This is a genomic window from Parafrankia sp. FMc2 (assembly GCF_041008525.1).
In the GTDB taxonomy this organism is placed as follows: Bacteria; Actinomycetota; Actinomycetes; order Frankiales; family Frankiaceae; genus Parafrankia.
Genome location: NZ_JBFLUG010000041.1, coordinates 24553 through 46926, shown reverse-complemented (window position 1 = coordinate 46926; position 22374 = coordinate 24553). Strand labels below are relative to the sequence as shown.

The window sequence follows — 22374 nt, the reverse complement described above, 5'->3', positions numbered from 1 at the left end:
GTAAATTGCTTTACACGGAAAGTGCTGACACTGATGCCAAGGGTGTTCAGGAGAGCAGTTCGCGGATGTCGTCGGCGTCCAGTGCGGTGCCGGTGAAGTCGCCGCTGTCCATGACGCCGGAGAACAGGCCGGCCTTGCGGGCCTTCAGAGCCATGACCTTCTCCTCGATGGTGTCCCTGGCGACCAGCCGGTACACCATGACGTTGCGGGTCTGCCCGATCCGGTGCGTGCGGTCGACCGCCTGGGCCTCGGTGGCCGGGTTCCACCACGGGTCGAGCAGGAAGCAGTAGTCGGCCTCGGTCAGGTTCAGCCCGGAGCCGCCGGCCTTGAGGCTGATCAGGAAGACCGGGGCCTGCCCCTCCTTGAAGCGGCGCAGGACCGCGGCCCGGTCGCGGGTCGCGCCGTCCAGGTAGCAGTGTTCGATGCCGTCGGCGTCGAGCGCCTCCTGGACCCGGCCGAGGAAACGGGTGAACTGGCTGAAGACGAGCGCCCGGTGCCCGCCGTCGGCGACGTCCCGCAGCTGTTCGAGCAGGACGTCGATCTTGGCGCTGGGAAGGTCGTCGTGGGCGTCGTCGACGAGCCCGGCGTGCAGGCTGAGCTGCCGCAGCGCGGTGAGCGAACGCAGGATGGTGAACCGGTTGCGGTTCATGTCGCCGATCAGGCCCAGCACCTTCTGGCGTTCGCGCTGCAGGTGGGTCTGGTAGATCCGGCGGTGGCGGGGGTGCAGGTCGACGTCGAGGATCTGCTCCTGCTTCTCGGGGAGCTCTGGGGCGACCTGCTCCTTCGTCCGCCGGATCATCAGCGGCCGGATCCGGCGCCGCAGCTGTGCCAGGCGCTCCGCATCGCCCTGTTTCTCGATCGGGCGGGCGAAGTAGTCGTGGAACCGGGTCCGGTTCGGGAACAGGCCCGGCGCGGTGATCGACAACAGTGACCACAGCTCCATGACGTTGTTCTCCATCGGGGTCCCGGTGACCGCCAGCTTGAACGGCGCCGGCAACAGGCGCGCGCACTGGTAGGCCTTGGCCTGATGGTTCTTGACGGTCTGCGCCTCGTCGAGGATCAGACCGGCCCAGGCCCCGGCCGCATAGTCGTCGATGTCGAGCCGGAACAGCGTGTAGGACGTCACGACCACATCGGCGGCGGCGATGATCTCGGCGAGGGTCTCCCCGCGGCGGCGCAGCGTGTCGCTGACGACGGCGACCCGCAGCGAGGGCGCGAACCGGGCGGCTTCGGCGGCCCAGTTCGTCACCACGCTCGTCGGCGCGACGATGAGGAACGGCGGGAGCTCCGGGTCGGCCCGGCGGGCGTGGCAGATCAGCGCGAGGGACTGCACCGTCTTGCCCAGGCCCATGTCGTCGGCGAGGATGCCGCCGAGCCGGCAGTCCCACAGGAAGCTCAGCCAGCGGAAGCCGTCGGCCTGGTAGGGCCGCAGATCGGCGCGCAGTGTGCCCGGCGCCTCCTGCGCGCCGGCGGTGTGCAGCTCCAGCAGGCCGGTCACCTGCCGGCGCCACTGCGCCGCCTGGCGGACGACGACGCCGATGCTGACGAGCTCCTCCCACAGCCCGGCCTGGAAGCGGCTGATGCGCAGCGGCCCGCCGGGGGCGTCCTGCAGTGCCTTCGCCTCCTCGACCAGACGGCGCAGGCTCACCAGCTCCGGCCGGTCCAGGCTGAAGTAGGTGCCGTCGTCGAGCAGCAGGTGCGACTCCTGCCTGCTCAGGGCCGTCAGAATCGCCGTGAACGGCAGCTCGCGTCCGTCAAGGGTGACGGCGACGCCGAGGTCGAACCAGTCCGGGTCGCCCGGCACCGCGTCCGTGGAGACCTCGATCCGCAGCTCGTCGCCGACCTCGCGGTAGTCGACGGGACGCCCACCGACCTCGACGGTGACGCCGTCGTGGGCGTTCAGTGCCGGGAGCAGCTCGGTGGCGAACCGCATCGTCTCGACGCCGCTGAGCCGGACCGGCGAGGCCGGGTCGACCGCGGCGAGCAGCTGCCCGGCCGCGGCCGGCAGGTTCAGGCCGGCGAGGATGTCGGCCTCGGCGGCGGGGTCGCGGTACCGGGCGACCCCGCCGCCACCGCCGCCAGCACTGCTGCCGGCATCGTCGTGGTCGTCGTGCAGCGGTGCCCGCAGCCGCGTGCCGCCGACCGTGTAGTCCCACTCCCAGCCGATGTCGACGGTGTGTCCGGGCCCGAAGTCAGCGCGCGCGACCAGGACCGGCGGCGCGATCACCGGCGGCTCGAAGGAGCCGTCGCTGGAGACGACCCGGGCCAGCCGGCGCAGACCGGGGTAGAACTCGGCGACGAACCGTTCCCGCCCCGTCGCGGGGATCCGTAGGCTTTTGTTCTCCACCGCCATCCGGGACAGGGCCGCCGGCACGGGCGCGGTCAGCCGGGCCAGCCGGAGGTGCCAGTCCTCCGGGCGGTCCGACGCCGCGATCTCCGCCCGGTCGACCCCGACGACCCCGTGATCGCCGATGAACGCGAACGGCGCGACGGCCGCGCCCGAGTCGGCCATCGTCAGCAGCGGACCGACCGTGAGCGCGGCCGGCGGCGAGGAGCCGGTGACGTCCAGGCACAGCTCGGCGGAGCCGTACGGCTCGATGTCGCCGAGCCGCCTGCGCCCGTGCACCAGCCGCACCCCGGCCGCGGCGAGCTCGTCGAGCAGCGGCCACAGCCGGGGACTCGCGAACCCGCTGAAGTCGAGGTACTTCTCGTCGCCGTAGGAGTAGGCGCCGTAGCCGGTGTCCTCCTGGCCGGCCAGGTAGACGGCGTACATCTCGCGCAGGATCCGCACGTGCGCCTCGACGTAGGACTCCCGCTGGTAGTGGCTGTGGGGCGAGTTCAGCTTCGACCAGGAAAGCGCGTTGACCCAGGTCGTCTTCCCGGGTTTCACCAGCCGGGCGAGCACGCCCAGTGCCGGCCGGCCACGCCCCGACCTGCCTCCCGGCGTCTCGGCGGACAGGGTCAGCTCGACGGCGAGCGGCGTCGCCCCGTGGGTCTCGTCCTGCGCCGAGTGATCGCGCAACAGGTCCGACAGCGACGAGGCCCAGCCCCGTGACGCCCCGGTGGCGGCCCGCCGGGACGGGGAGGGCTTCGCGGCCTGCTCGACCGCCGCCAGCACGAGCGCCACGGCGTGCTTGCAGTCGACACCCACCGGGCAGCTGCACTGCGAGTCGTCGAAGCACCACGGCCCGCGAGCGGTGAGGATGGTGAAGTACACCGTGGTCACATAACGTTCTCCGTGGCTTCCCGCCACCCGGCCGTGGAGCGCGTTCCCCGCCGACCGCCAGGAGAGCTCGATCACGGAGCCCTGCTGCGCGTACTGCACGCCCCGCCGGTAGGTGACATCGCCCACGGTGGCACGCAGGTCACTCCGGTCGACGCTCTGCAGCTCGGTGGGCAGCATGGCCACGACGCTAACAGTGCCCCGTCCCGGGTCTTCGTCCTGATACGACGGAGACCACGAACATCGACAGGATGCGGCGCCGTCGGGGCGTCACCCCGGCGTCCCTCGCGACCCCGACGTCCCTCGCGAAGGTGCTGCATGGGCGTAGCCGCGGACGAACAGCCCGACCGCGGAACGCAGGGCCGTGTCGAGAGCCGGGTCGTCGAGCGCGGGTGGGTGGTAGACGGCGAACGTACCGAGTTCGGTCATCTCCCAGACGGTTCCGTTGACGAGCGCGATGAAGTGGCCGGCGGCGCGGGCCGGGTCGTCGATGCTCAGTGCTCCGCCGTGGGCGAGGCGAGCGAGTTGACCGACCAGCTCGGACCAGACCGGCGCGGCGACGCGTTGCCGCCAGAGCCGCATCAGCTGGGGATGTCGCGGGCCCTCGGTCTGGAGCAGCAGGCGCAGCGCGGCGGTGCGCGGGTGCAGGAAGGTCGCCACGACCTGGCGTGCCAGGTCGTTCAGGTAGACCTCGGGGTCCGGCAGGCGGCTGGGGAAGTGGGACGTCGCCTCACGCAGGGTGTCCAGCGTTGCGATGAGGTGTGTGTCGATGACGCTGAGAAACAGCGTCTCCTTGTCGCCGAAGTGGTTGTAGACGGTCTGGCGGGAGACCGGTGTCGCCGCGGCGACGTCTTCGAGCGTGGTGGCCGCGTAGCCCTGGCGGACGAACAGGTCCAGCGCCGCCGACATGATCGCCTCCCGCTTGGCGGGCCGGCCTCGCGTGGGTGTCCGTGGCGGCTCTGGAGCTCTCGCGGACACCCCTTCACCCTAGTCATGGACATGTCTGTCTAAACTTTTAGGCAGTCCCGTCCAAAAATCTGACGAGAGCCTGCTGAGGGTGGCGGCCCCGCGGGGCTGGCCGCCACCTGACGAAGGAGACGATGTGTCCGAATCCGAGCGTCCGCACACGGTTGTCATCGGCGCCGGTCCGGCCGGGCTGACCGCCGCCTACCAGCTCGCCGCCCGCGGAGCTCCGGTGACGGTCTTCGAGGCCGACGACGTCGTTGGCGGGATCAGCCGTACCGTCGTGCGGGACGGGTGGCGGTTCGACATAGGAGGGCACCGCTTCTTCACCAAGGTCTCGGCGGTCGAGAGGCTCTGGAACGAGATCCTGCCCGAAGAGGATTTTCTGCTCCGTCCACGCATGAGCCGGATCTACTACCAGGGCAGGCTGTACGATTATCCGCTGCGGGCGTTGAATGCTCTGCGAAACCTGGGGCCATGTGAGGCAGCTCTCGCGATCGGCTCGTATCTGTACGCCCGTGCGCGCCCGCCGAAGGACCCGGACGCAAACTACGAGTCGTGGCTGGTCGCCCGGTTCGGGTGGCGCCTGTACCGGACGTTCTTCAAGACCTACACGGAGAAGCTGTGGGGGATTCCGGTGAGTGAGATGCCCGCCGACTGGGCCGCTCAGCGGGTCAAGAACCTCTCCCTCTCCTCGGCGATCGTCAACGCGGTCCTGCCGAAGCGGAACGAGAAGAAGATCACCAGTCTTATCGAGGAGTTCCGCTACCCGAAGTACGGGCCCGGCATGATGTGGGAGGAGGCCGCCCGCAAGGCTGAGAAGATGGGCGCGGGCGTCGTCCTGAATTCGGCCGTGACGACGATCCATCGGGCGGACGGGCGGGCCGTCGCCGTCTCTGTCGCCTCCACCTCCACCTCTGCGGCCGGGGGGCCGGATCGGGTGCCGGCCGACGAGGTGATCTCCTCCATGCCGATGTCCGCGCTGCTTGCCCGCATGGATCCGCCCCCGCCGGCCGAGGTGCTGGAGGCCGCGAACGACCTGCGTTACCGCGACTACCTGACGGTTGCCCTGGTCGTGCCGCAGGAGTTCAGCTTTCCGGACAACTGGATCTACATCCACGACCCCGGTGTGCGGGTCGGCCGTATCCAGAACTACGGATCATGGTCACCGTACCTGGTGAAACAGGGGCGCACCTGCCTCGGCCTGGAGTTCTTCGTCTTCGAGGGCGACGAGATGTGGACGATGCCGGACCAGGACCTGGTCGCCCTGGGTGCCGCGGAACTGGAGACCCTCGGCCTGGTCCGACGGGGTGCGGTGGAGGCCGGCTATGTGGTGCGGGTGCCCAAGGCATATCCGACGTACGACCAGTTCTACCGCCGCAACGTCGACCTGATGCGACGCTGGCTGGAGGAGAACACGCCCAATGTCCACCCGGTGGGGCGTAACGGCATGCACCGCTACAACAATGCCGACCACTCGATGCTGACCGCGATGCTCACCGTCGAGAACATTCTGGACGGCTCGGGGCACGACGTGTGGACCGTCAATGTGGAACAGGAGTATCACGAGGAGAAGGGCGCTGCCGAAACGACGGGAGATTCCCGGGGCACCACGGGAACCGGCCGCGACGCGCCCGTCATCCCGCGGCGAGACGGGTAGGGCCTGGTTCGTCGGGTTCTCCGCCGAACGTCCGGGCTGGCAGACTCGGTGGAGATGACTCGTTCGGGGGCCCGGGCCGGGGGCGTGTGGGTGCGGCGGATCCGGGCGGATGACGCGGGCGTGCTGCGGGAGGTCCGGCTCGCGGCGCTGGCCGACGCCCCGGAGGCGTTCTGGCGCACCTACGACGACGAGGTGGCCCGGCCGGCGGCCGACTGGGAAGTACGAGCACGGCTCGGCGCGTCCGGGGACGCCGATGCGACGTTCCTGGCCGAGCGGGACGGCCTGGTGGTCGGTTCGGTGTCGGCGCACACCCCCTCCGCGGCGCGGGACCTTCGCGAGTTGGCGGCGATGTGGGTGGCGCCCGCGGCCCGTGGCTCGGGCGTCTCGGACGCGCTGGTGACGGCGTCGCTGGACTGGGCCCGCTCGGCCGGTGCGGCCGGGGTCCGGCTGTGGGTCGTGCCGACGAACGTCCCGGCCCGCCGGATGTACGGCCGGCACGGGTTTGTGACGGTCGGCGGTCCGGAGCCGGTGACGGACGATCCGGTGGTGAAGGTGTACGTGCCGATGCTGCTGACCCTGGACGAGACGGCCGCTGCCGCGGACGTGGGCTACGGGGAACGCGCCTTCTCCCCGTGGTCGCCGCCGACGTCGGGAAGCGATTGAGCCGATGGCGGCCGCGGCCGCCGCCTCGTTCTGTGAGTCCTGGGCTGATCCGGTGGGTCGCCGGCTTTTTTGCGGTGCCGTTGTGGCATCAGCAGCTACTTGTTGCGTTCCTGTCTGAGGAGGGCGTCGGCTGCGCTCTGGAGCAGCTGGTGGAATACCTCACTGGTCACTCCCGTGTCTTGTGACGTCCACCTTGGAAGGGTCGTTTCGACGAGATTCCAGGTGTCCCGGGGAAGCTGTTCGTCTCGATAGGAGTGGTCGTATTCCTCGCTTCCCGCATCGGCGGCGTCGTAGCTTTTCTGGTAGAGGTCGATCAGCTTCCGGAAAAGCTGATGTTTGATTTCGTGGCGGACAGGAGCCAGGTTCGTGGCGGTGGAGATCGCGGTCGAGCTGGTGAAGCTGCTGTAGACTTTGATGCCAAGATCATTTCGATAGGCGTAGGGATTCATGTCCGGATTCGTCCCGACGTCCCATCTCCGCTCACTCTGAAGGCGTTCGAGTTTGGTGATCTCGGTCAGGCAGCCGTCGTGTATTTTTCTTCCTGATAGGTAGGGGTCTGGGCAGGCGGGGCGCTCGGTGTAGATCCAGTCGATGACGTAGCCTTTGGGGAACTGGCCATCGGCACCAATTTTTTCTTTCAGGTCCTGGTAGATGATCTGACTTTCCGAATGGCTGATGTTTATTTTCACCTCCGTTTCTATGCGGCGACCAGAAACTACCTCGTACACGCCGATGCCGGTGCTTGCCCGAGTGATCGTGTACGGGTTTCCGGGGGCCTTTGTTCCTGTCAGGTCCGGGCGCGGAACGAGGTGGAAGGTTGCTATGTTGCGCTGGGGCGATATCGGATTCTGTTCGCGCTCGTTGCAGGCCTGCTGGGAAAATCCTGAACCATACTCGTCCTCGCTGAGGTCTATTTCGACGACCATGGCGTCCTCCGGGAGCGGGGAAGGGATTCAGGGCAGAGTGTCCACGGTAGACCCAATCACAGCAGACCCATGCAGGTGACCCGAATCGGCAGATGCGGGGCGATTGTCCGAGCGGCTGGCCGGCGTGGCCGGCGAAAACATCGGTCAGTTGGCGGTCGAGGGAGTGACGGTGCCTGCGTTCCATGGGCACCGCTGCCGCACCGAGACGGGGAGGCTTTCAGGGCCTCGGAGGATGACGTTCGGTTTGTAGTCCGGTTGGTCGGTGCGCAGGTCCAGGGTGATTTCACGCTCGATCAGCCGCCGGAGCAGGATCTCCATCTCCAGGAGGGCGAGCCCGGCGCCGAGGCAGAAGTGGACGCCCAGGCTGAACGCGAGGTGCCGGGGCGGCGGCGACTGCCGCCGGTGGAAGCGGGTGACGTCGAGGCGGTCCGGGTCGGGGTAGGCGGCCGGGTCGCGGTTCGCCGCGGCGAGCAGGACCGCCACCCCGGTGTCGGCCGGCAGGATCCGGTCGGCGAGCTCGAGGTCGGTGAGGGCGTCGCGGGGGATCAGCTGGATCGGCGCGTCGAAGCGGAGGAGCTCCTGGACGGCGCTGGGAATGAGGTCCGGATCGGCGTGCAGCGCGGCGAGCTGGTCGGGGCGGCGCAGCAGGGCGAGCAGGCCGTTCCCGATCAGGTTCACGCTCGTTTCGTGGCCGGCGTTCAGCAGCAGGTTCCCGGTGCCGAGGAGCTCGGTGTCGGTGAGTCCGTCGCCGTTCTCGTCAACGGCGGCCAGCGCGCTGATCAGGTCTGCCGCCGGGTGCTCGCGCCGGGCGCGGGCAAGGTCCCGGAAATACTCGTAGAAGGCGGCGGTGGACTCGTCCCGGCCGGTCTTCTCCTCCGGGCTGAGCAGGAATTCCGGGTCCAGCCCGCGGGCGATGGCGATGGACCACGTGTGGAAGACGGGATAGTCGGCGGCGGGAACACCGAGAAGTTCGCACACGATGGTCATGGGCAGCGGGTAGGCGAGCGCCGTGATCAGGTCGGTGTCACCTGCGTCGACCATGGCGTCCAACAGCTCGTCGACGAGCTGTTCGATGCGCGGGGCCAGCCCGGTGATCATACGGGGGGTGAAGGTCCGGCTGACCAGTGACCGTAGCCGCGTGTGCTCCGGCGGGTTCATGAAAAGGAAGGAGTCGCCGCCGCGGAAGGCGCCGTCCGGAGTCTGGTTGTGCCCCCAGGAAGGGTTCTGCAGCACGGCGGTGCATGCGGCGTGCCGGGTCACGACCCACACCCCGAGTGGGGTTTCGTGCAGCGGGCCGGCTTCGCGCAGCTGAGTGAACAGGGGATAGGGGTCGGCGCGATGCTGGGGGCTGAACAGGTCCAGCAGGATCCGGGTCACCGCCTCGGCGTCCAGCCCGGGGCTGTGCTGAGAGAGGGTCATCTGCGCCTCCTGGGAAATCCGATCGGGTCTCCGGTCAGCCGCGGACGGCGATGGGAAGAGCGGCCAGTCCGCGGACGACGATGTTCGGCTTGTACGGAGGGTCGTCCGTGCGGAGTTCGAGCGTCCGCACCCGCCGCAGCAGCTGCTCGAGCAGAAGCTCCATCTCCAGCAGTGCGAGGGGGGCACCGAGGCAGTAGTGGATGCCGAGGCTGAAGGCGAGCTGGTGCGGCGGGGTCGGCGTGCGCTGGTGGAACCGGGTGACGTCCAGCCGGTCGGGGTCTGAGAACGCCGCCGGGTCGCGGTTCGCCGCGTTGATGAGGACGACGACCCCCTCGCCGTCGGCGAAGGTGTGATCGCCGACCGTGAGCGGCCCCTTCGCCGACCGGGTCGTGAGCTGGACGGGCGGGTCGTAGCGCAGGAGCTCCTCGACGGCGGCCGGGATGAGCTCGGGCCGGTCGCGCAGCACCTGGATCTGGTCGGGGCTGCGCAGCAGGGCGAGGATCCCGCTGCCGACCAGGTTCACGGTGGTCTCGTGGCCGGCCACCAGCGTGGTCACGCAGGACGTCAGCAGCTCCACCCCGGTCAGCACGTCGCCCTGGTCCTCGACCGTGGCGAGCGCGCTGAGCAGGTCGTCCTGTGGCCGGCGCCGGCGCTCGTCGATCAGGGCGCGGAAGTACGCCTGGAAGTCCCGGGACGCCGTGCTGCGCTCGGCGCGGGCCTGCTCGGGTAGGAGGACCTCCGGGTCGAAGCCGCGGGCCAGCCACTGCGACCACTGCTGCACCATGGCATGGTCACTGGCCGGGACCCCGACGAGCTCGCAGACGATGGTGAGCGGCAGCGGGTAGGCGATCGTCTCGATCAGGTCGAACTCGCCGGCGTCCAGCGCGTTGTCGATCAGCTGGTCGACCAGCTGCCCGATGCGGGGGCGCAGGCCCGCGACCAGCCGCGGCGTGAAGGCCTTCGCGACGAGGCGACGCAGCCGGGTGTGATCGGGCGGGTCCATCCACAGGAACGAGGTGGGCAGCTCCTCGGCCGCCTCGTCGGCCGCGATCTCACCGTGCAGCTGGGCGGCCTCGTCCGCATGGCTCCAGGACGAGTTCTGCAGGACGGTGACGCAGTCGCTGTGCCGGGTGAGCAGATAGAGGCCGAGCGGGGTGCGGTGAAGGGGCCCGGCCTCGCGCAGGCGCCGACAGAGGGAATAGGGATCGGGCCGGCTCTCCTGGCCGAAGAGCGCAAGCACGCTCTCCGTCATGTCGATTGTTTCCGGTGCGCCGGGCAACGGTGCTGACGTCGTCACTGGCAACCTCCTACGCTCGGTGTCGATGATGCGTCGACGGATTTCGTCACGAGAAAAGCGCGGCCCGGATATGAAATCGGTCCGGCTGCGGATCGAACTTCTGTCATTGATGTGCATGTCATTAACGGGAGGGTGAACGGGCGGGAAATCTGATGACAACCTTTGGTTTCGGGTGTTCCGATGTGTAGCGATAGGCGATACCCATAAAGTGATTGACGTTCGGCAGTGCTTCTTGACGCTTTTATTGTGCTGCGGGCAGCATTCCGCCCGGAATACTCGCGGAGCCGCGCCCGGATGGCCGGCGTCGCCAACCGCCGCGTGGCCGCGGCGGCCGGGCCGGCCGCGACAGCCGTGGGAGGACGATGTGGCAGACACCAGTAGTCCGGGAGAACGGGCGGCTCCGCCGCCCAGCGCCGCATCGGCGGGCATCGCGCCGGCCGCCGGCGTGCCGAAGGACGAACAGCGGCCGCACCCGGCGGTGGCCCCGGGCCGCAGCGGGCACGCGGTGGTGATCGGCGCCAGCCTCGCCGGCGTTCTCGCCGCCCGCGTCCTCGCCGACAGCTACGAGCGGGTGACGGTCCTGGACCGCGACGACCTGCCCGGCGCCGAGCAGCGGCGGGGCGCTCCGCAGGGCCGCCACCTGCACGGGCTCATGGAACGCGGGCGCCGCATCATCGAGGATCTCTTCCCCGGGCTGACCGCGGAACTCGCCGACCTGGGCGCCCCGACCACCGAGGTCCTGATCAGATCGCGGTGGTATCTCAGCGGCCTGCGGGTGCATCCGACCCCCACCGGCCTGACCACGGTCCTGGCCAGCCGGCCGCTGCTGGAGAGCACGCTGCGGGCTCGCGCGGCGGCCCTGCCCGGCGTCGCGTTCCGCTCCCGCGTCACCGCGCTGGGGCTGGTGGCGGCGCCGGGCGACCCGCGGCGCGTGGCCGGTGTGCGGGTCCAGAGCGCGGGCGCCGGCGTCGAGGTGATCGAGGCCGACCTGGTTGTGGACGCGACCGGGCGGGGGTCCCGGGCGCCCGACTGGCTCGCGGACCTCGGCTGTCCGCGGCCGGCCGAGGAGCGCATCGACATCGACCTCGGCTACGCGTCGCGCACCTACCGGCGGCACCCGGAGCACCTGGACGGCGACCTGGGCGTGGTCGTCTCCACCATGCCCGGCTGGCGGGGCGGCGGGGCCATCGTGCTGGAGGGGGACCGCTGGCACGTCACCCTCGGCGGCATGCTCGGCGACCATCCGCCGCTCGACGACGCCGGCTTCCGGATGTTCGCCTCGACCCTGCCCGTCCCGGACGTCCACCAGATCGTCTCCGTGGCGGAGCCGCTCGACGACCCCGTTCCGCACCGTTTCCGGGGCTCGCTGCGCCGGCACTACGAGGCACTGGTCGATGCCCCCGGGAACTTTCTCGTCGTCGGCGACGCGGCCTGCAGCCTCAACCCGGTCTATGCCCAGGGAATGACCGTGGCGGCCCAGCAGAGCGACGTGCTCGGCCGCTGTCTGCGCGCGGGCCGCGACGACCTGGCGCGGCGTTTCCACCAGGAGGCCGCGCCCCTGATCGACCTCGCCTGGCGGATGTCGACCAACGCGGACCTGAACTATCCGGGTGTGGTGGGTCCTCGCACCGCGCGGGTCAGGCTGACGAACGCCTACCTGCGGCGCGCCCACATCGCCGCGCATGTCGATCCGGTGGTGGCCCGGGCATTCATGCGGCTCGCGAACCTGGTCGAACCACCGGCCAGCATTCTCCGCCCGGCGATGATGGCGCGCGTCCTGCGCCACGGCTTCGCGACCAGCGCACCGGTACCGCGCCCCCGTCCCGCCGGTGAGACTGCCCGGGTGCCGGTCACCGGCGTGTGAGCGTGGGCGGGAGGCCGGCGACCGCACGACGGTCGGTCGGTCCGACGCCGATTCGAATTACCAATGGGCGGATCGAAAACTACGTTTGCGCCCGTGAATCTCTGACGGCACCATTGCTCCCGGCGGCCTGACCGGCCTGGCCGGCGGCCTGAACAGCACGTTCTGGTGCTGCACCCCCTGCGTTTCCCTGGCATTCTCCGCCGCGGTCACGCGGGGTACGAGAATCCGTCCGGTGAGACACCAGACGGATGTGGGGGGTCGGTGGGCAGTGTCCGGCCGGCTGAAGACGTCACAGTGCTCCAACGTGGGAGAGGTCACAGAATGACAGGCCGGACAGGACGCGTACGCGGGCGGCGGCTTCTGCTGCCCGCCCTGGTCGCCGCCCTTTCTATGTTCGGCGCCGCGGCCTGCGGCGACGACACCACCAGCTCCGCGGGCGCAGCTCCCGGCGGCGAGGCCACCACGGCCGGACTGGCACCCCTGGGGAGCGACGCCAAGGTCACCATCACGTTCCTCTCCTACAACTTCGGGACGCCCGGCCTGGGTGGCACCGGCACCCAGGCCCTCATCGACGCCTTCGAGAAGGCGCACCCGAACATCACCGTCGAGCCGCAGGGCGTGGCCACCAAGGACGTGCTCACCCGGCTGCGCACCGACACCGCCGCCGGCAGCCCGCCGGACGTCGCGCAGATCGGCTGGAGCAAGATGGCCGAGGCGGTCGACGTGCTGCCGATCGTTCCGGTCGAGCAGATCCCGCCGAAAGCCGAGTGGGACGAGCACGTCGCCGGTATCTCGAGCCAGATCCTCACGGCGACCGAGTTCGACGGCACGGTGACGGCGATGCCGTACACCATGTCGATCCCGATCGTGTACTACAACGCGGACCTCTTCCGCGCCGCCGGCCTGGACCCGAACAACCCGCCGTCCACCATCGCGGATGTCAAGGCAGCCGCGCTCAGGATCAAGGCCACCGGGTCCGAGGGTGTCTACTACGGCGTCGTCGACTCCGGGAAGTCCGACTTCATGACCCAGTCGGTCGTGAACAGCAACGGCGGGAGCCTCGTCGACGCGGGCGGTGAGATCACCCTCGACGACAGGCCGGCCGTCGACGCGCTCGCGGCGCTGCGGGATCTGACGAAGTCCGGCGCGATGCCGGCCGTGAACACCGAGACCGCGCTGGCGGCGTTCACCAGCGGCAGGCTCGGCATGCTCGTCACCAGCAGCTCCGTGCTGGCGAGCGCGATGAAGGCGGCCGAGGGCAAGTTCGAGCTGGGAACGTCCAGCTTCCCCACCTTCGGCTCGAAGCCGGCCAAGCCCACCTACTCGGGCGCGGGTCTCGCGGTGCTGGCCAAGGACGACGAGCACAAGCGCGCCGCCTGGGAGTTCGTCAAGTTCGCCACCAGCGAGGCCGGCTTCGAGATCATCACGACGGGGATCGGCTACCTGCCGCTGAGGGAGAGCGTCGCCACCAGCCTGGCGGACGAGCCCATCGTCAGGCTCCTCCAGCCGTCGCTCGAGCAGCTCGCCACGGTGACGCCCTACACCTCGTTCCCCGGATCGAAGGCGAACCAGGCCGTCGTGACCCTGCAGGACGAGGCGGTGGAACCGATCGTGCTGCGTGACGCGGACCCGGCGTCCACCCTCTCCTCGGTCGCCGACAAGATCAGGAAGCTCGGCGCCTGAGCATGACCACCCTCGAGGCCGGCGCCTCGACGTTCGAAGCGCGGGGGCACGCGACGAAGCGTGCTCCCGCCGCCGTCGTCCGCGCCCGACTGACGCCCTGGGCCTACCAGGCCCCGCTCCTGATCGCGCTGGTCGTCTGGGTGTACGGGCCGCTGGTGTTCACCGCCGTCCTCAGCGTCCTGGACTGGGACCTGACGTCCCCGGACAAGACGTTCGTCGGTGTGGACAACTACCGCCAGCTGGTCGAGGAGCCCGAGTTCCCGCGCGCTCTGGCCAGGACGGGCCTGTACGTGCTCGCCCTGCTGCCCTTCGCCACGGTCCTCCCGATGGCCCTGGCGATCATGCTGTGGAAACGCCCGGGGAAGGCCAGCGACCGGTACCGCTCGCTGCTGTTCATGCCCGTCGTCCTCGCGCCGGTGGCGACGGCGGTCACCTGGCGGTTCATCCTCGACCCCCTCGGCGGGGTCGTGAACAGCACCTTCGGCGCCGTCGGCCTGCCCGAGCAGGACTGGCTCGGGAACCCCGACACCGCGATCTGGGCGATCTCGCTGATCACCGCGAGCCGGTTCGTCGCGCTGAACATCCTGCTGTACGGGGCGGCGCTCGCGGCGCTGGACCGCCGTGCGTTCGACGCCGCCCGCGTCGACGGCGCCACCGAATGGGAGATCACCCGCCACCTGGTGGTCCCGCAGCTCGTCGGCACCACCGCCCTGCTCGCGTTCCTCTGCGCCGTCTTCGCCGGGCAGTGGACCTTCACGAACATCGCGGTGCTCACCCAGGGCGGCCCGGCGAACAGCACCGACAACGTCTACTACCGCCTCTACGCCTACGCCTTCACCTTCTTCGAGGCCGGGACGGGCGCGGCGGCCGCGGTGCTGATCGTGGTGGTCCTCACCGCGCTGTTCGGACTGTCGACCCTGGTGAGGAGGCGCCGTGTCACGTCGTGACGGCCGCAGTGTCCCCGACAGCAGTGTCCCGGATGGCCGTGGTCCAGGCGGCGGTGGCGGCGCCGCGGCGGTGACCCGGCACACCGTGCTGGCCCTGGCCGCGTTCGCCATGCTGTTCCCGCTGCTCTGGGCGCTGTCCGGCTCGTTCAAGCCCGGTACCGACGTCTACAGCTCCAGCCCCTTCCCGCTTCCCGGGACGCTGGAGAACTACCGGTACGCGCTGCGCGAGTTCCCCATCGGACGTCTGCTGCTCAACACCTTCGTCACCGCGATCGGGGTGACGGCTCTCCACCTCGTGGCCGGTGTGCTCGCGGCCTGGTCGTTCGTACGCTTCGCGCACCGCGGCCAGGGGGTGCTGCTCGCCGCGGTCACGGTCGCCCTCGTCGTCCCGCCGCAGACCCTGATCATCCCGCACTTCCTGATGATCACCGAGGTCGGGCTGCGGGACACCTTCGTCGGCCTCGTCGTCCCCCAGCTCTCCCACTGCGCGCTGGCGGTCCTGCTGCTGCGCGAACACACCCGCTCGATCCCGCCGACGCTGATCGCGGCCGCGTCGCTCGACGGCGCCAGCCCGTTCGAGACGCTCCGCCACATCGTCCTGCCGCTGCTGCGCCCGGCCCTCGGCGCCGTCGGGATCGTCGTGTTCATCACGACCTGGAACGAGTACCTGTGGCCGTCGCTGGCCGCGCCGAGCCCGGAGCACACCACCATCCAGATGGGACTTCAGTTGTTCGAGACCTCGGAGGGCCCTGAGCACGGCCCCATGCTCGCCGCGGCGATGCTGGCCACGGTGCCCGTCATCGTGGCGTACCTGCTGGCGTCCCGGCGCATCGCCGACGCCTTCCTCCAGGCCGGGCTGCGGTGACGTGGTGACCTCCACCGTGGCCGCCGTTGATCCCGTCGAGGCTTCCGCGATCGGTTCCGCCGACGGACCAGAGGCACAGGGTGGCACCGTGCCCGGCGTCCTGCTGGAAGGAGTCACCAAGAAGTACGGCAGGCAGACCGTGCTGGACGTCCCGCGGCTGGAGGTGCCGCGCGGATCCTTCACCGTCCTCGTCGGTCCGTCGGGCTGCGGCAAGTCGACCGGCCTGCGGGTGATCGCCGGTCTGGAGACGCCGGACACCGGCCGGGTGACCATCGGCGCTGACGACGCCACCCACACCCCGCCCGGCCAGCGTGGCGTCTCGATGGTCTTCCAGGACTTCGCGCTCTACCCGCATCTGACCGTCGAGCAGAACATCTCGTTCAGCCTGCGGCTCGAGGCCAGGCACAACCGGCGCACGGGCCCGAGCCGGGCGGAGATCGGCCGCCGGGTCACCGAGGCCTGCGTCATGCTCGGTCTGGAGAAGCTGCGCGGCCGGCGCCCCGGGCAGCTCTCCGGCGGCGAACGCCAGCGGGTCGGGCTGGCCCGCGCGATCGTCCGCCGGCCACAGGTGCTGCTGCTGGACGAGCCGCTCTCCGCCCTGGACGCCCAGCTGCGCCAGCACGCCCGCGCCGAACTGATCCGGCTGCACCGGGAGCTGGGCAACACCGTCGTGCTGGTGACGCACGACCAGCTCGAGGCGCTGTCGATGGGCACGAACCTCGTGGTGATGAACGGGGGGAAGGTCGTCCAGTCCGGCACACCCGGCGAGGTCTACCGCCACCCGGCGGACGTCTTCGTCGCCGGTTTCGTCGGCAGCCCGGCGATGAACCTGCACGAGGTGGCGGCGGCGTCCCACCCGGCCGGCCTCGAACTGACAGCCGGGACGTCGCCTGACGGCCGCCTCCGCGGGTTGCTCCCCGGCGGTGGCGCGCTCTCTGGCGACGGCACGCTGGCCGGCGGCGGGGTGCCGGACCGCGTCCGCCTCGGCTGGCGGCCGGGTGACGGCGTCCTCGAGATGCCCGCGCCCGGCGAGCCGTCGTCCTCCGGCGAGCTGGCGTCCACGGGAACGCCGGTGCCTGGGGGAGCGCCGGTGTCCGGGGGAGCGGCTGCCTCCGGGGGAGCGGCAGGCGGCCCGGGGCTGGTCGTGACGGGCGCGGTGGACGTCGTGGAGTTCACCGGTGACTCCGCCGTCGTGCACTGCACCGGAGACTTCGGCCGGTGGGCGGTGACCGTGCGCGCGGGGGACCGGCAGCCAGCCCTCGGCGACCGGGTACGGGCCCGTGTCGCACTCGCCGACCTGCACCTGTTCGACGTCGGCACCGGCCGGCGCCTCCCCACCCCCGCCGCATGACGGCACCCGGTCCCTGACCGCCGCCGACCCCGGCCGGGCGGAGATCCGGCCGGGGTCGGCGGCGGCTCGGCGCGGCTTGTCGTCCGGCGTTATGCCGAGGGTTCACCAGGGTTTTGCGCTCCAGGGGAACGCGTTCTCCGAGAGTTATTCTCCGGCGTCGATGATTTCCTGATCATTTGCTTCTAGTCTGCCTTCTGAAAGCTTTTCTCTGGGATTCTCCTGAAGGTTTCTCCGGACCTTGTGCCGAAAATCCGTCCGGCCACGGTGGAACCGGTCAGGAGCGTGTCGTGACCCCTCGCACCGTCAGGGCGGCCGCGGTCGCCGTGGTCGCCGCACTCGTCGGTGTCCTGTTCGCCGTGGTCCCGGCGAACGCGACGCCCCCGAACATCCCGTCGGCGAGCACCGCGCTGAGCCGGCTCAACTCGCTGACCGTCGCGGCCGAGTCGCACGCGTCCACCTACGACCGTGACCTGTTCCCGCACTGGATCACCGTCTCCGGGGCGTGCAACACCCGGGAGCAGGTGCTGAAGCGCGACGGCTCCGGCGTCGTCGTGAACAGCAGCTGCGCGGCGACGTCCGGCTCCTGGTACAGCCCGTACGACGGCGCCACCTGGACGGCGGCGTCGGACGTCGACATCGACCACATGGTGCCGCTCGCGGAGGCGTGGGCCTCCGGCGCCTGGGCCTGGACCACCTCGAAGCGCCAGACCTACGCCAACGACCTCGGCGGGCCCGAGCTGTGGGCTGTCACCGACAACGTCAACCAGTCCAAGGGCGACAAGGACCCGGCCGAGTGGCAGCCGTCGCTCTCCTCGTTCCGGTGCACCTACGCCCGCGCCTGGGTCCAGGTGAAGTACTACTACGCCCTGACCGTGGACAGTGCCGAGAAGTCCGCCCTCACGAGCATGCTCGGCACCTGCTGACCGGCTCCGCGCTGACCGGCCCTGCCGCGGTGGGTCCCGCGGTTGCGGGCTCCGCCGCGGCGGGCTCCGGCTGAGGCGGCTCGGTTCTGAGATGCCCGGAACCTCGCGGCTTGTTGTCACGCGGGGCTCCGGGCATTTTGCCGGCCATGTCCGGAACATGAATGGCTCGTGCCGGCGGACTCGTATCCGTCCGCCGGGTATCCGGTAGCGGGTGCGGCGTCACCTCGGTAAGTTCGCGGGGGTATGGCCGTGTTCGCGGGGCCCCGCGTTCCGGATCCAGCCTTTCGAGAAGGAGGCGATCCCAATGATCACCTCGTCGCGTCCCGTGCGTGTCGTTCAGTGGTGCACCGGCCATATCGGCCAGATCTCCATCCGTCATTTCGCGGCCAATCCCACCTTCGATCTGGCCGGCGTCTACACGACCTCCGCGGCCAAGGACGGTGTGGACGCGGGCCTGCTCGCCGGCATCGACCCGCTCGGTGTCACGGCCACGACGGACAAGGACAAGCTCCTCGCCCTCGACGCCGACTGCGTGCACTACGCGCCGTTACAGCCGGATATCGACGACCTCGAGGCGCTCCTGCGTTCCGGGAAGAACGTCGTCACGCCCCTCGGCTTCACGTTCCCGCGGCCGGACGACGAGCAGACGGTCCGCCTCCAGGCGGCCTGCCAGGCGGGCGGGACCAGTTTTCACTCGGGTGGCATCCACCCGGGCTTCGCCGGCGACATCCTCGCGCTCGTCGGCTCCCGGCTGCAGAGCCGCCTCGACCAGGTGGTCGTGACCGAGGTTGTCGACTTCAGCGATGCGCCGGCGAGCGACATGCTCACCGCCTTCGGGTTCGGTCGCGACCCGGAGGAGGCCCACCGGACGCACCGGCTCGCCCTCGACGTCTACAGCCAGTCGATCGGCCTGCTGGCAACGGGTCTCGGCCTCACGGTCGACCGGTACGAGTGCGGCCTCACCGTTGCCGTCAGCGACAGGGAACTCACCGTCGCCTCGGGTGTGATCCCGGCCGGCAAGGTGGCGGGCATGTGCCGCCGCTGGGAGGCGATCGTCGACGGGCGCCCCGCCATCGTCTTCCAGTCGAAGTGGAAGATGGCGGACGACCTCACCCCGGAGATCATCGATGGCGCGAGCCGGTACATCGTCGAGTTCCTCGGCGAGCCGGTTACCACGCTCACCGTCGAGGCGAAGCCGTCCGGCGGCTCGGTCGACGCAGGCCGGACCTGGACGGCCATGTCGGTCGTCAACATGATCCATGACGTCGTCGCCGCCCCACCAGGTATCCAGACGCACCTCGACCTCCCCCCGGGAAAGCCGCGCGGCCTCTTCCACTGAGGCCGGCGCCTGAGATCAGCCTCCTTTTCCGCCGCGACACCCTCCGGGGTGTGGGGACGTCACAGCAGGGTCGGGAGAACCTCTTCGAAGAAGGGGATGTCGCCGTCGAAGGTGGGTGTCAGCGTGCGGAACTCCGCCGCCGTCACCCAGCGGGCGGCGCTGGCCTCGCCGGGGTCGAGGCGGAGGTCGCCGGTCTCGGCCGGGGCCGTCCACCAGTGCAGGCGGAAGCTGCCGTCGTCGGTGTCGCACTCCCAGACCTTGGCGCCGGCGACGACGGTCAGCCCGACCTCCTCCCCCACCTCGCGGACGAGTGCCTCGGCCTGCGTCTCGCCGGGCTCGATCCGCCCGCTGGGCGGTGCCCAGAACCCGGACCGGGCGGCCAGCGGGCCGCGTTCGATGACGAGCACCCGCCCGGCGCGGAGCAGCACCGCGACGACCGCCTGCCGCTGCGACACGGGCGGATCTTCCGTGTCGCCGGCCGGCTGCGGCGTCACCGGCTGCCGTGTCACCGGCGGGCTTCCAGCGTCGGCGCGAGACCGGTGGGGACGGGCAGGTCACAGTCCGGCTCCGCGGCACCGGCGGTGAGCTGGACGGGGACGACACCGGCCCAGTAGCCCGAGTCCAGGTCGGGCGGGTCGTCGGTCGGCGGGCCGGTGCGGGACTTCAGCGCGACATCTGTCGACGGGTCGCCCAGGCCCAGCGCCAGGACGGCCGTCGCCGCCAGCTCCTTTGGTGTCGGGGGGCGGCACTGCTCCGACCGCCCGACCCCGACCCGGTCCACGAGGGCGGCGAGAACGCGCGCCTTCTCGTCCTCGTCCACGACCGCCCGCGCGTCACCGTGGACGATGACGGAGCGGTAGTTCAGCGAATGGTGGAAGGCCGACCGGGCGAGGACGAGGCCGTCGAGCAGGGAGACCGTCACACACACCGGAAGTGCCGCGGACCGCCCCGCCGCGAGGAGCCTTGCTCCGGTCGATCCGTGCACATACAGCGTTTCCCCGACCCGGACGTGCAGTGTGGGGATCACATGCGGCCGGCCGTCGACCACGAAACCCACGTGGCAGGTCAGCGCCTCGTCAAGGACGACGTGGGCGGCGTCGCGGTCGTAGGTGACGCGCGCGACGGCGCGTGAGGGGTGCAGCACGACGCTTATTCTGGCCCGCCGCGCAGCTCCAGGGTGCAGCATTTCGGCCCGCCGCCGGCCTTCTGCAGCTCGGACATGTCGAGGCCGATCGGCTCGAAACCACGCTCGCGCAGCTCGGCGATCACCCCGACAGCGGCCCGCGGCAGGACGACGTGCCGTCCGTCCGAGACGGCGTTCAGGCCGAACGCCACGGCGTCGGCATCCGACGCGGTGACGGCGTCCGGGTAGAGCTCCGCGAGCAGCCGCCGGCTCTCGTCGGTGAAGGCCTGCGGGTTGTACATGATGGTCTGCTCGTCGAGAACGGCGAGAGCTGTGTCGAGGTGGTAGTAACGCGGGTCGGTGAGTGTCAGGGTGACGACCGGGCGCCCGAAGAACTCGTGGAGCTCCGCATGCGCCTCGATGGCGGTCCGGAAGCCGGAACCGGCCAGGATGCGTTCCCCGACGGTCAGGCAGTCACCCTCGCCCTCATTCATCCACTGTGCCTGCCGGACCTCGGCGAATTCCCCGCCCCGCTTTTCGAACCATTCGAGGAACGCCGCGGATTCGGGGCGTCGTTGCGGGTGCCGGAAACGCGCGACCAGCACCCGCCCGTCCACGACGGTCGCGCCATTGGCGGAGAAGACCATGTCCGGCAGCCCGGGGCGTGCTTCCAGGACGTCCACCCGGTGCCCGAGCTCGAGGTAGAGATCGCGCAGGCGCCCCCACTGCTCGACTGCGATCTTGGCATACGTCGGTACCTCGGGATGCATCCAGGGATTGATCGAGTATTCGACGTCGAAATACTTCGGTTCGACCATGAGGTAGTGACGCCGGGTGGCGGTCCGCTGCACGGTTTCCTCCTGGCTTGCCTCGGGTGTGCTGGCCCCATTCTTACCGGCCGGCCGGCCACGCGAAGTGCCTCGCCGGCCCGGACGACTGTGAGTCGGACTACGCCTGTCGACCCCGGCGGCGAGGGGGGACGGGGCCGGCCAGGGTGTTGCCCTCCGTGTCCGTCATGACGGTGTCGACGCAGGTGAACGTGAGGGCGTAGCGCGTTGTGGGAGGCAGGCCGAAGCCCAGGTGGACAACCCCGTTGGTCGCACCGAACATCTGGTTCAGGCCGCAGTTGCCGGGCTGCTGGCGTAGCACCGGGTTGAGCCCGATACCGAACTCCCACAGCACCCGGTAGTACTCGTCCGCCTCGTAGAGATCGTTCAGGGCGGCCACCGCACCCTTGCCCTCCGGTGCGGTCGCCCGGACATCGGTCACCACGCCGTCGGTGAAGGTCAGGATCACCGGGCTCTGGCGCAGCGCGTCCAGATCCTTGTAGAGGGCGGCCTGCTCGTCGACGCAGTCCGGGTCGTCGCCGCGGTGCACGATCGGGGCGCCGAGCAGGGTGACGGTCCCGTTCAGGTCGAGCCGCCGGGAGGTGCCGAAGTGGTACGGGGTGGTGGGCGCCGCACTGGCCTCCCCGGCCGGCGCGATCTGCTGCCCACCGGGCGCCACCGTCCCGGCCTGCTGGTTCCACGCGTAGCCGGCCGAGATCCCGAACGTGGCGGACGTCGACTCCTGCGAGGCGGTGAGCCACACGTACGGCGTCGCGCCGAGCGCGCCGAACAGGCGGTCCGCCCGGGCCTCGAGGGCCACCGGGTCGGTGCTCTCGACGGTGGTGAGGAAGTAGTCGACCTGGGCGTCGGTCACCGGGGTCGACCCGCAGGGCATGACGACCAGCCGCCGGCCGGGGCCGAGCACCGCCGGTTCGGGGGAGACGACGAAACGGTCCGGGCAGACGACGAAGATGTCGGCGCTCTCCGGGCAGCGCCCCGTGCTCAGCGCGGCGCCGAGCGGTTCGCCGGCCTCGATCGTCGCCATGGCGGTATGCCGGTAGCTGGTGCTCGGGGCGAGCACGAAATCGTCGACGCGGTCGGTCTGGGTGATGAGAAGAAACGTCTCGCTGGGTTTCCCGAACTCGCGGTGCCGGTCGGGATGGACGACGAACTGTGCCACAGAGTCACCCCGGACGGGAGTTCCGGCGCGACAGCGCCGGAGAAACGTGTGTGAAATGTCGGTGCTGTGTCGACCGGTGCGGTGCGGTGTGATGCAGTGCAATGCGTTTCGGTGGTGCAGC

General features: G+C 70.2%; 18 protein-coding genes. 9 read left to right on the top strand and 9 right to left on the bottom strand.

The features are described 5' to 3' along the window. Nucleotides 1–46: 46 nt before the first annotated feature. Nucleotides 47–3403 carry an SNF2-related protein gene (locus AB1460_RS16485; RefSeq protein ID WP_368962293.1) on the bottom strand — a complete coding sequence of 1119 codons (3357 nt, stop codon included), beginning with the start codon at nt 3401–3403 and terminating at the stop codon, nt 47–49. A gap of 90 nt (nt 3404–3493) precedes the next feature. Then, the gene (locus AB1460_RS16480; RefSeq protein ID WP_368962264.1) at nt 3494–4132 is read right to left on the bottom strand and encodes a TetR/AcrR family transcriptional regulator; all 639 of its coding nucleotides are present in this window, start codon (nt 4130–4132) and stop codon (nt 3494–3496) included. A 193-nt stretch (nt 4133–4325) separates the two neighbouring features. On the opposite strand from AB1460_RS16480, the gene AB1460_RS16475 reads away from it, so the two are divergent. Beyond that, nucleotides 4326–5846 (top strand): NAD(P)/FAD-dependent oxidoreductase, encoded by a 1521-nt coding sequence (locus AB1460_RS16475; RefSeq protein ID WP_368962262.1) that lies wholly within the window; start codon nt 4326–4328, stop codon nt 5844–5846. Between the two features lie 54 nt (nt 5847–5900). Beyond that, nucleotides 5901–6509, top strand: a complete 609-nt coding sequence (locus tag AB1460_RS16470) for a GNAT family N-acetyltransferase (protein ID WP_368962261.1) — start codon at nt 5901–5903, stop codon at nt 6507–6509. Nucleotides 6510–6604: 95 nt separating this feature from the next. Here the strand turns inward: AB1460_RS16470 and AB1460_RS16465 are convergent, their stop codons facing one another. The 3 genes from AB1460_RS16465 to AB1460_RS16455 all read right to left on the bottom strand — a co-directional run bounded on the left by AB1460_RS16465 (nt 6605) and on the right by AB1460_RS16455 (nt 10106). Beyond that, nucleotides 6605–7435, bottom strand: coding sequence for a hypothetical protein (locus AB1460_RS16465; protein WP_368962260.1), 831 nt, complete (start codon nt 7433–7435; stop codon nt 6605–6607). A 144-nt stretch (nt 7436–7579) separates the two neighbouring features. Beyond that, the gene (locus AB1460_RS16460; RefSeq protein ID WP_368962259.1) at nt 7580–8854 is read right to left on the bottom strand and encodes a cytochrome P450; all 1275 of its coding nucleotides are present in this window, start codon (nt 8852–8854) and stop codon (nt 7580–7582) included. Nucleotides 8855–8888: 34 nt separating this feature from the next. Next, on the bottom strand, nt 8889–10106 hold the full coding sequence (locus AB1460_RS16455) for a cytochrome P450 (RefSeq protein ID WP_368962291.1): 1218 nt from the start codon (nt 10104–10106) through the stop codon (nt 8889–8891). Nucleotides 10107–10596: 490 nt separating this feature from the next. On the opposite strand from AB1460_RS16455, the gene AB1460_RS16450 reads away from it, so the two are divergent. From AB1460_RS16450 to AB1460_RS16420, 7 genes are all read left to right on the top strand, one after another. Continuing rightward, a complete protein-coding gene (locus AB1460_RS16450) occupies nt 10597–12015 on the top strand; it encodes an FAD-dependent oxidoreductase (RefSeq protein WP_420497289.1) in 1419 nt (472 codons plus the stop codon). Between the two features lie 321 nt (nt 12016–12336). Then, nucleotides 12337–13698 carry an ABC transporter substrate-binding protein gene (locus AB1460_RS16445; RefSeq protein WP_368962257.1) on the top strand — a complete coding sequence of 454 codons (1362 nt, stop codon included), beginning with the start codon at nt 12337–12339 and terminating at the stop codon, nt 13696–13698. A gap of 2 nt (nt 13699–13700) precedes the next feature. After that, on the top strand, nt 13701–14645 hold the full coding sequence (locus tag AB1460_RS16440) for a carbohydrate ABC transporter permease (protein ID WP_368962256.1): 945 nt from the start codon (nt 13701–13703) through the stop codon (nt 14643–14645). Further along, nucleotides 14632–15510 carry a carbohydrate ABC transporter permease gene (locus AB1460_RS16435; RefSeq protein WP_368962254.1) on the top strand — a complete coding sequence of 293 codons (879 nt, stop codon included), beginning with the start codon at nt 14632–14634 and terminating at the stop codon, nt 15508–15510. The genes AB1460_RS16440 and AB1460_RS16435 overlap by 14 nt, the downstream gene beginning before the upstream one ends. A gap of 4 nt (nt 15511–15514) precedes the next feature. Then, a complete protein-coding gene (locus AB1460_RS16430; RefSeq protein ID WP_368962253.1) occupies nt 15515–16861 on the top strand; it encodes an ABC transporter ATP-binding protein in 1347 nt (448 codons plus the stop codon). A 287-nt stretch (nt 16862–17148) separates the two neighbouring features. Then, nucleotides 17149–17784, top strand: coding sequence for an HNH endonuclease family protein (locus AB1460_RS16425; RefSeq protein ID WP_368962251.1), 636 nt, complete (start codon nt 17149–17151; stop codon nt 17782–17784). A 304-nt stretch (nt 17785–18088) separates the two neighbouring features. Next, nucleotides 18089–19123: a dihydrodipicolinate reductase gene (locus AB1460_RS16420; protein WP_368962249.1), complete on the top strand. Its 1035-nt coding sequence runs from the start codon at nt 18089–18091 to the stop codon at nt 19121–19123. Between the two features lie 59 nt (nt 19124–19182). Here the strand turns inward: AB1460_RS16420 and AB1460_RS16415 are convergent, their stop codons facing one another. From AB1460_RS16415 to AB1460_RS16400, 4 genes are all read right to left on the bottom strand, one after another. Then, nucleotides 19183–19578 (bottom strand): NUDIX domain-containing protein, encoded by a 396-nt coding sequence (locus tag AB1460_RS16415; RefSeq protein WP_368962247.1) that lies wholly within the window; start codon nt 19576–19578, stop codon nt 19183–19185. A gap of 50 nt (nt 19579–19628) precedes the next feature. Continuing rightward, complete coding sequence (locus AB1460_RS16410) at nt 19629–20267, bottom strand: pyridoxamine 5'-phosphate oxidase family protein (RefSeq protein WP_368962246.1); 639 nt, start codon at nt 20265–20267, stop codon at nt 19629–19631. Nucleotides 20268–20272: 5 nt separating this feature from the next. After that, nucleotides 20273–21097 carry a dimethylargininase gene (gene ddaH, locus AB1460_RS16405; RefSeq protein WP_420497287.1) on the bottom strand — a complete coding sequence of 275 codons (825 nt, stop codon included), beginning with the start codon at nt 21095–21097 and terminating at the stop codon, nt 20273–20275. A gap of 97 nt (nt 21098–21194) precedes the next feature. Beyond that, nucleotides 21195–22253: a hypothetical protein gene (locus tag AB1460_RS16400; protein ID WP_368962245.1), complete on the bottom strand. Its 1059-nt coding sequence runs from the start codon at nt 22251–22253 to the stop codon at nt 21195–21197. Nucleotides 22254–22374: the final 121 nt, after the last annotated feature.

Excerpts from the sequence above, each read along its gene's own strand:
- AB1460_RS16460 (WP_368962259.1), bottom strand. The coding sequence starts at position 8,854 with ATGACCCTCTCTCAGCACAGCCCCGGGCTGGACGCCGAGGCGGTGACC.
- AB1460_RS16445 (WP_368962257.1), top strand. The coding sequence starts at position 12,337 with ATGACAGGCCGGACAGGACGCGTACGCGGGCGGCGGCTTCTGCTGCCC.
- AB1460_RS16480 (WP_368962264.1), bottom strand. The coding sequence starts at position 4,132 with ATGTCGGCGGCGCTGGACCTGTTCGTCCGCCAGGGCTACGCGGCCACC.
- AB1460_RS16420 (WP_368962249.1), top strand. The coding sequence starts at position 18,089 with ATGATCACCTCGTCGCGTCCCGTGCGTGTCGTTCAGTGGTGCACCGGC.
- AB1460_RS16465 (WP_368962260.1), bottom strand. The coding sequence starts at position 7,435 with ATGGTCGTCGAAATAGACCTCAGCGAGGACGAGTATGGTTCAGGATTT.
- AB1460_RS16470 (WP_368962261.1), top strand. The coding sequence starts at position 5,901 with ATGACTCGTTCGGGGGCCCGGGCCGGGGGCGTGTGGGTGCGGCGGATC.
- AB1460_RS16440 (WP_368962256.1), top strand. The coding sequence starts at position 13,701 with ATGACCACCCTCGAGGCCGGCGCCTCGACGTTCGAAGCGCGGGGGCAC.
- AB1460_RS16455 (WP_368962291.1), bottom strand. The coding sequence starts at position 10,106 with ATGACGGAGAGCGTGCTTGCGCTCTTCGGCCAGGAGAGCCGGCCCGAT.
- AB1460_RS16485 (WP_368962293.1), bottom strand. The coding sequence starts at position 3,403 with ATGCTGCCCACCGAGCTGCAGAGCGTCGACCGGAGTGACCTGCGTGCC.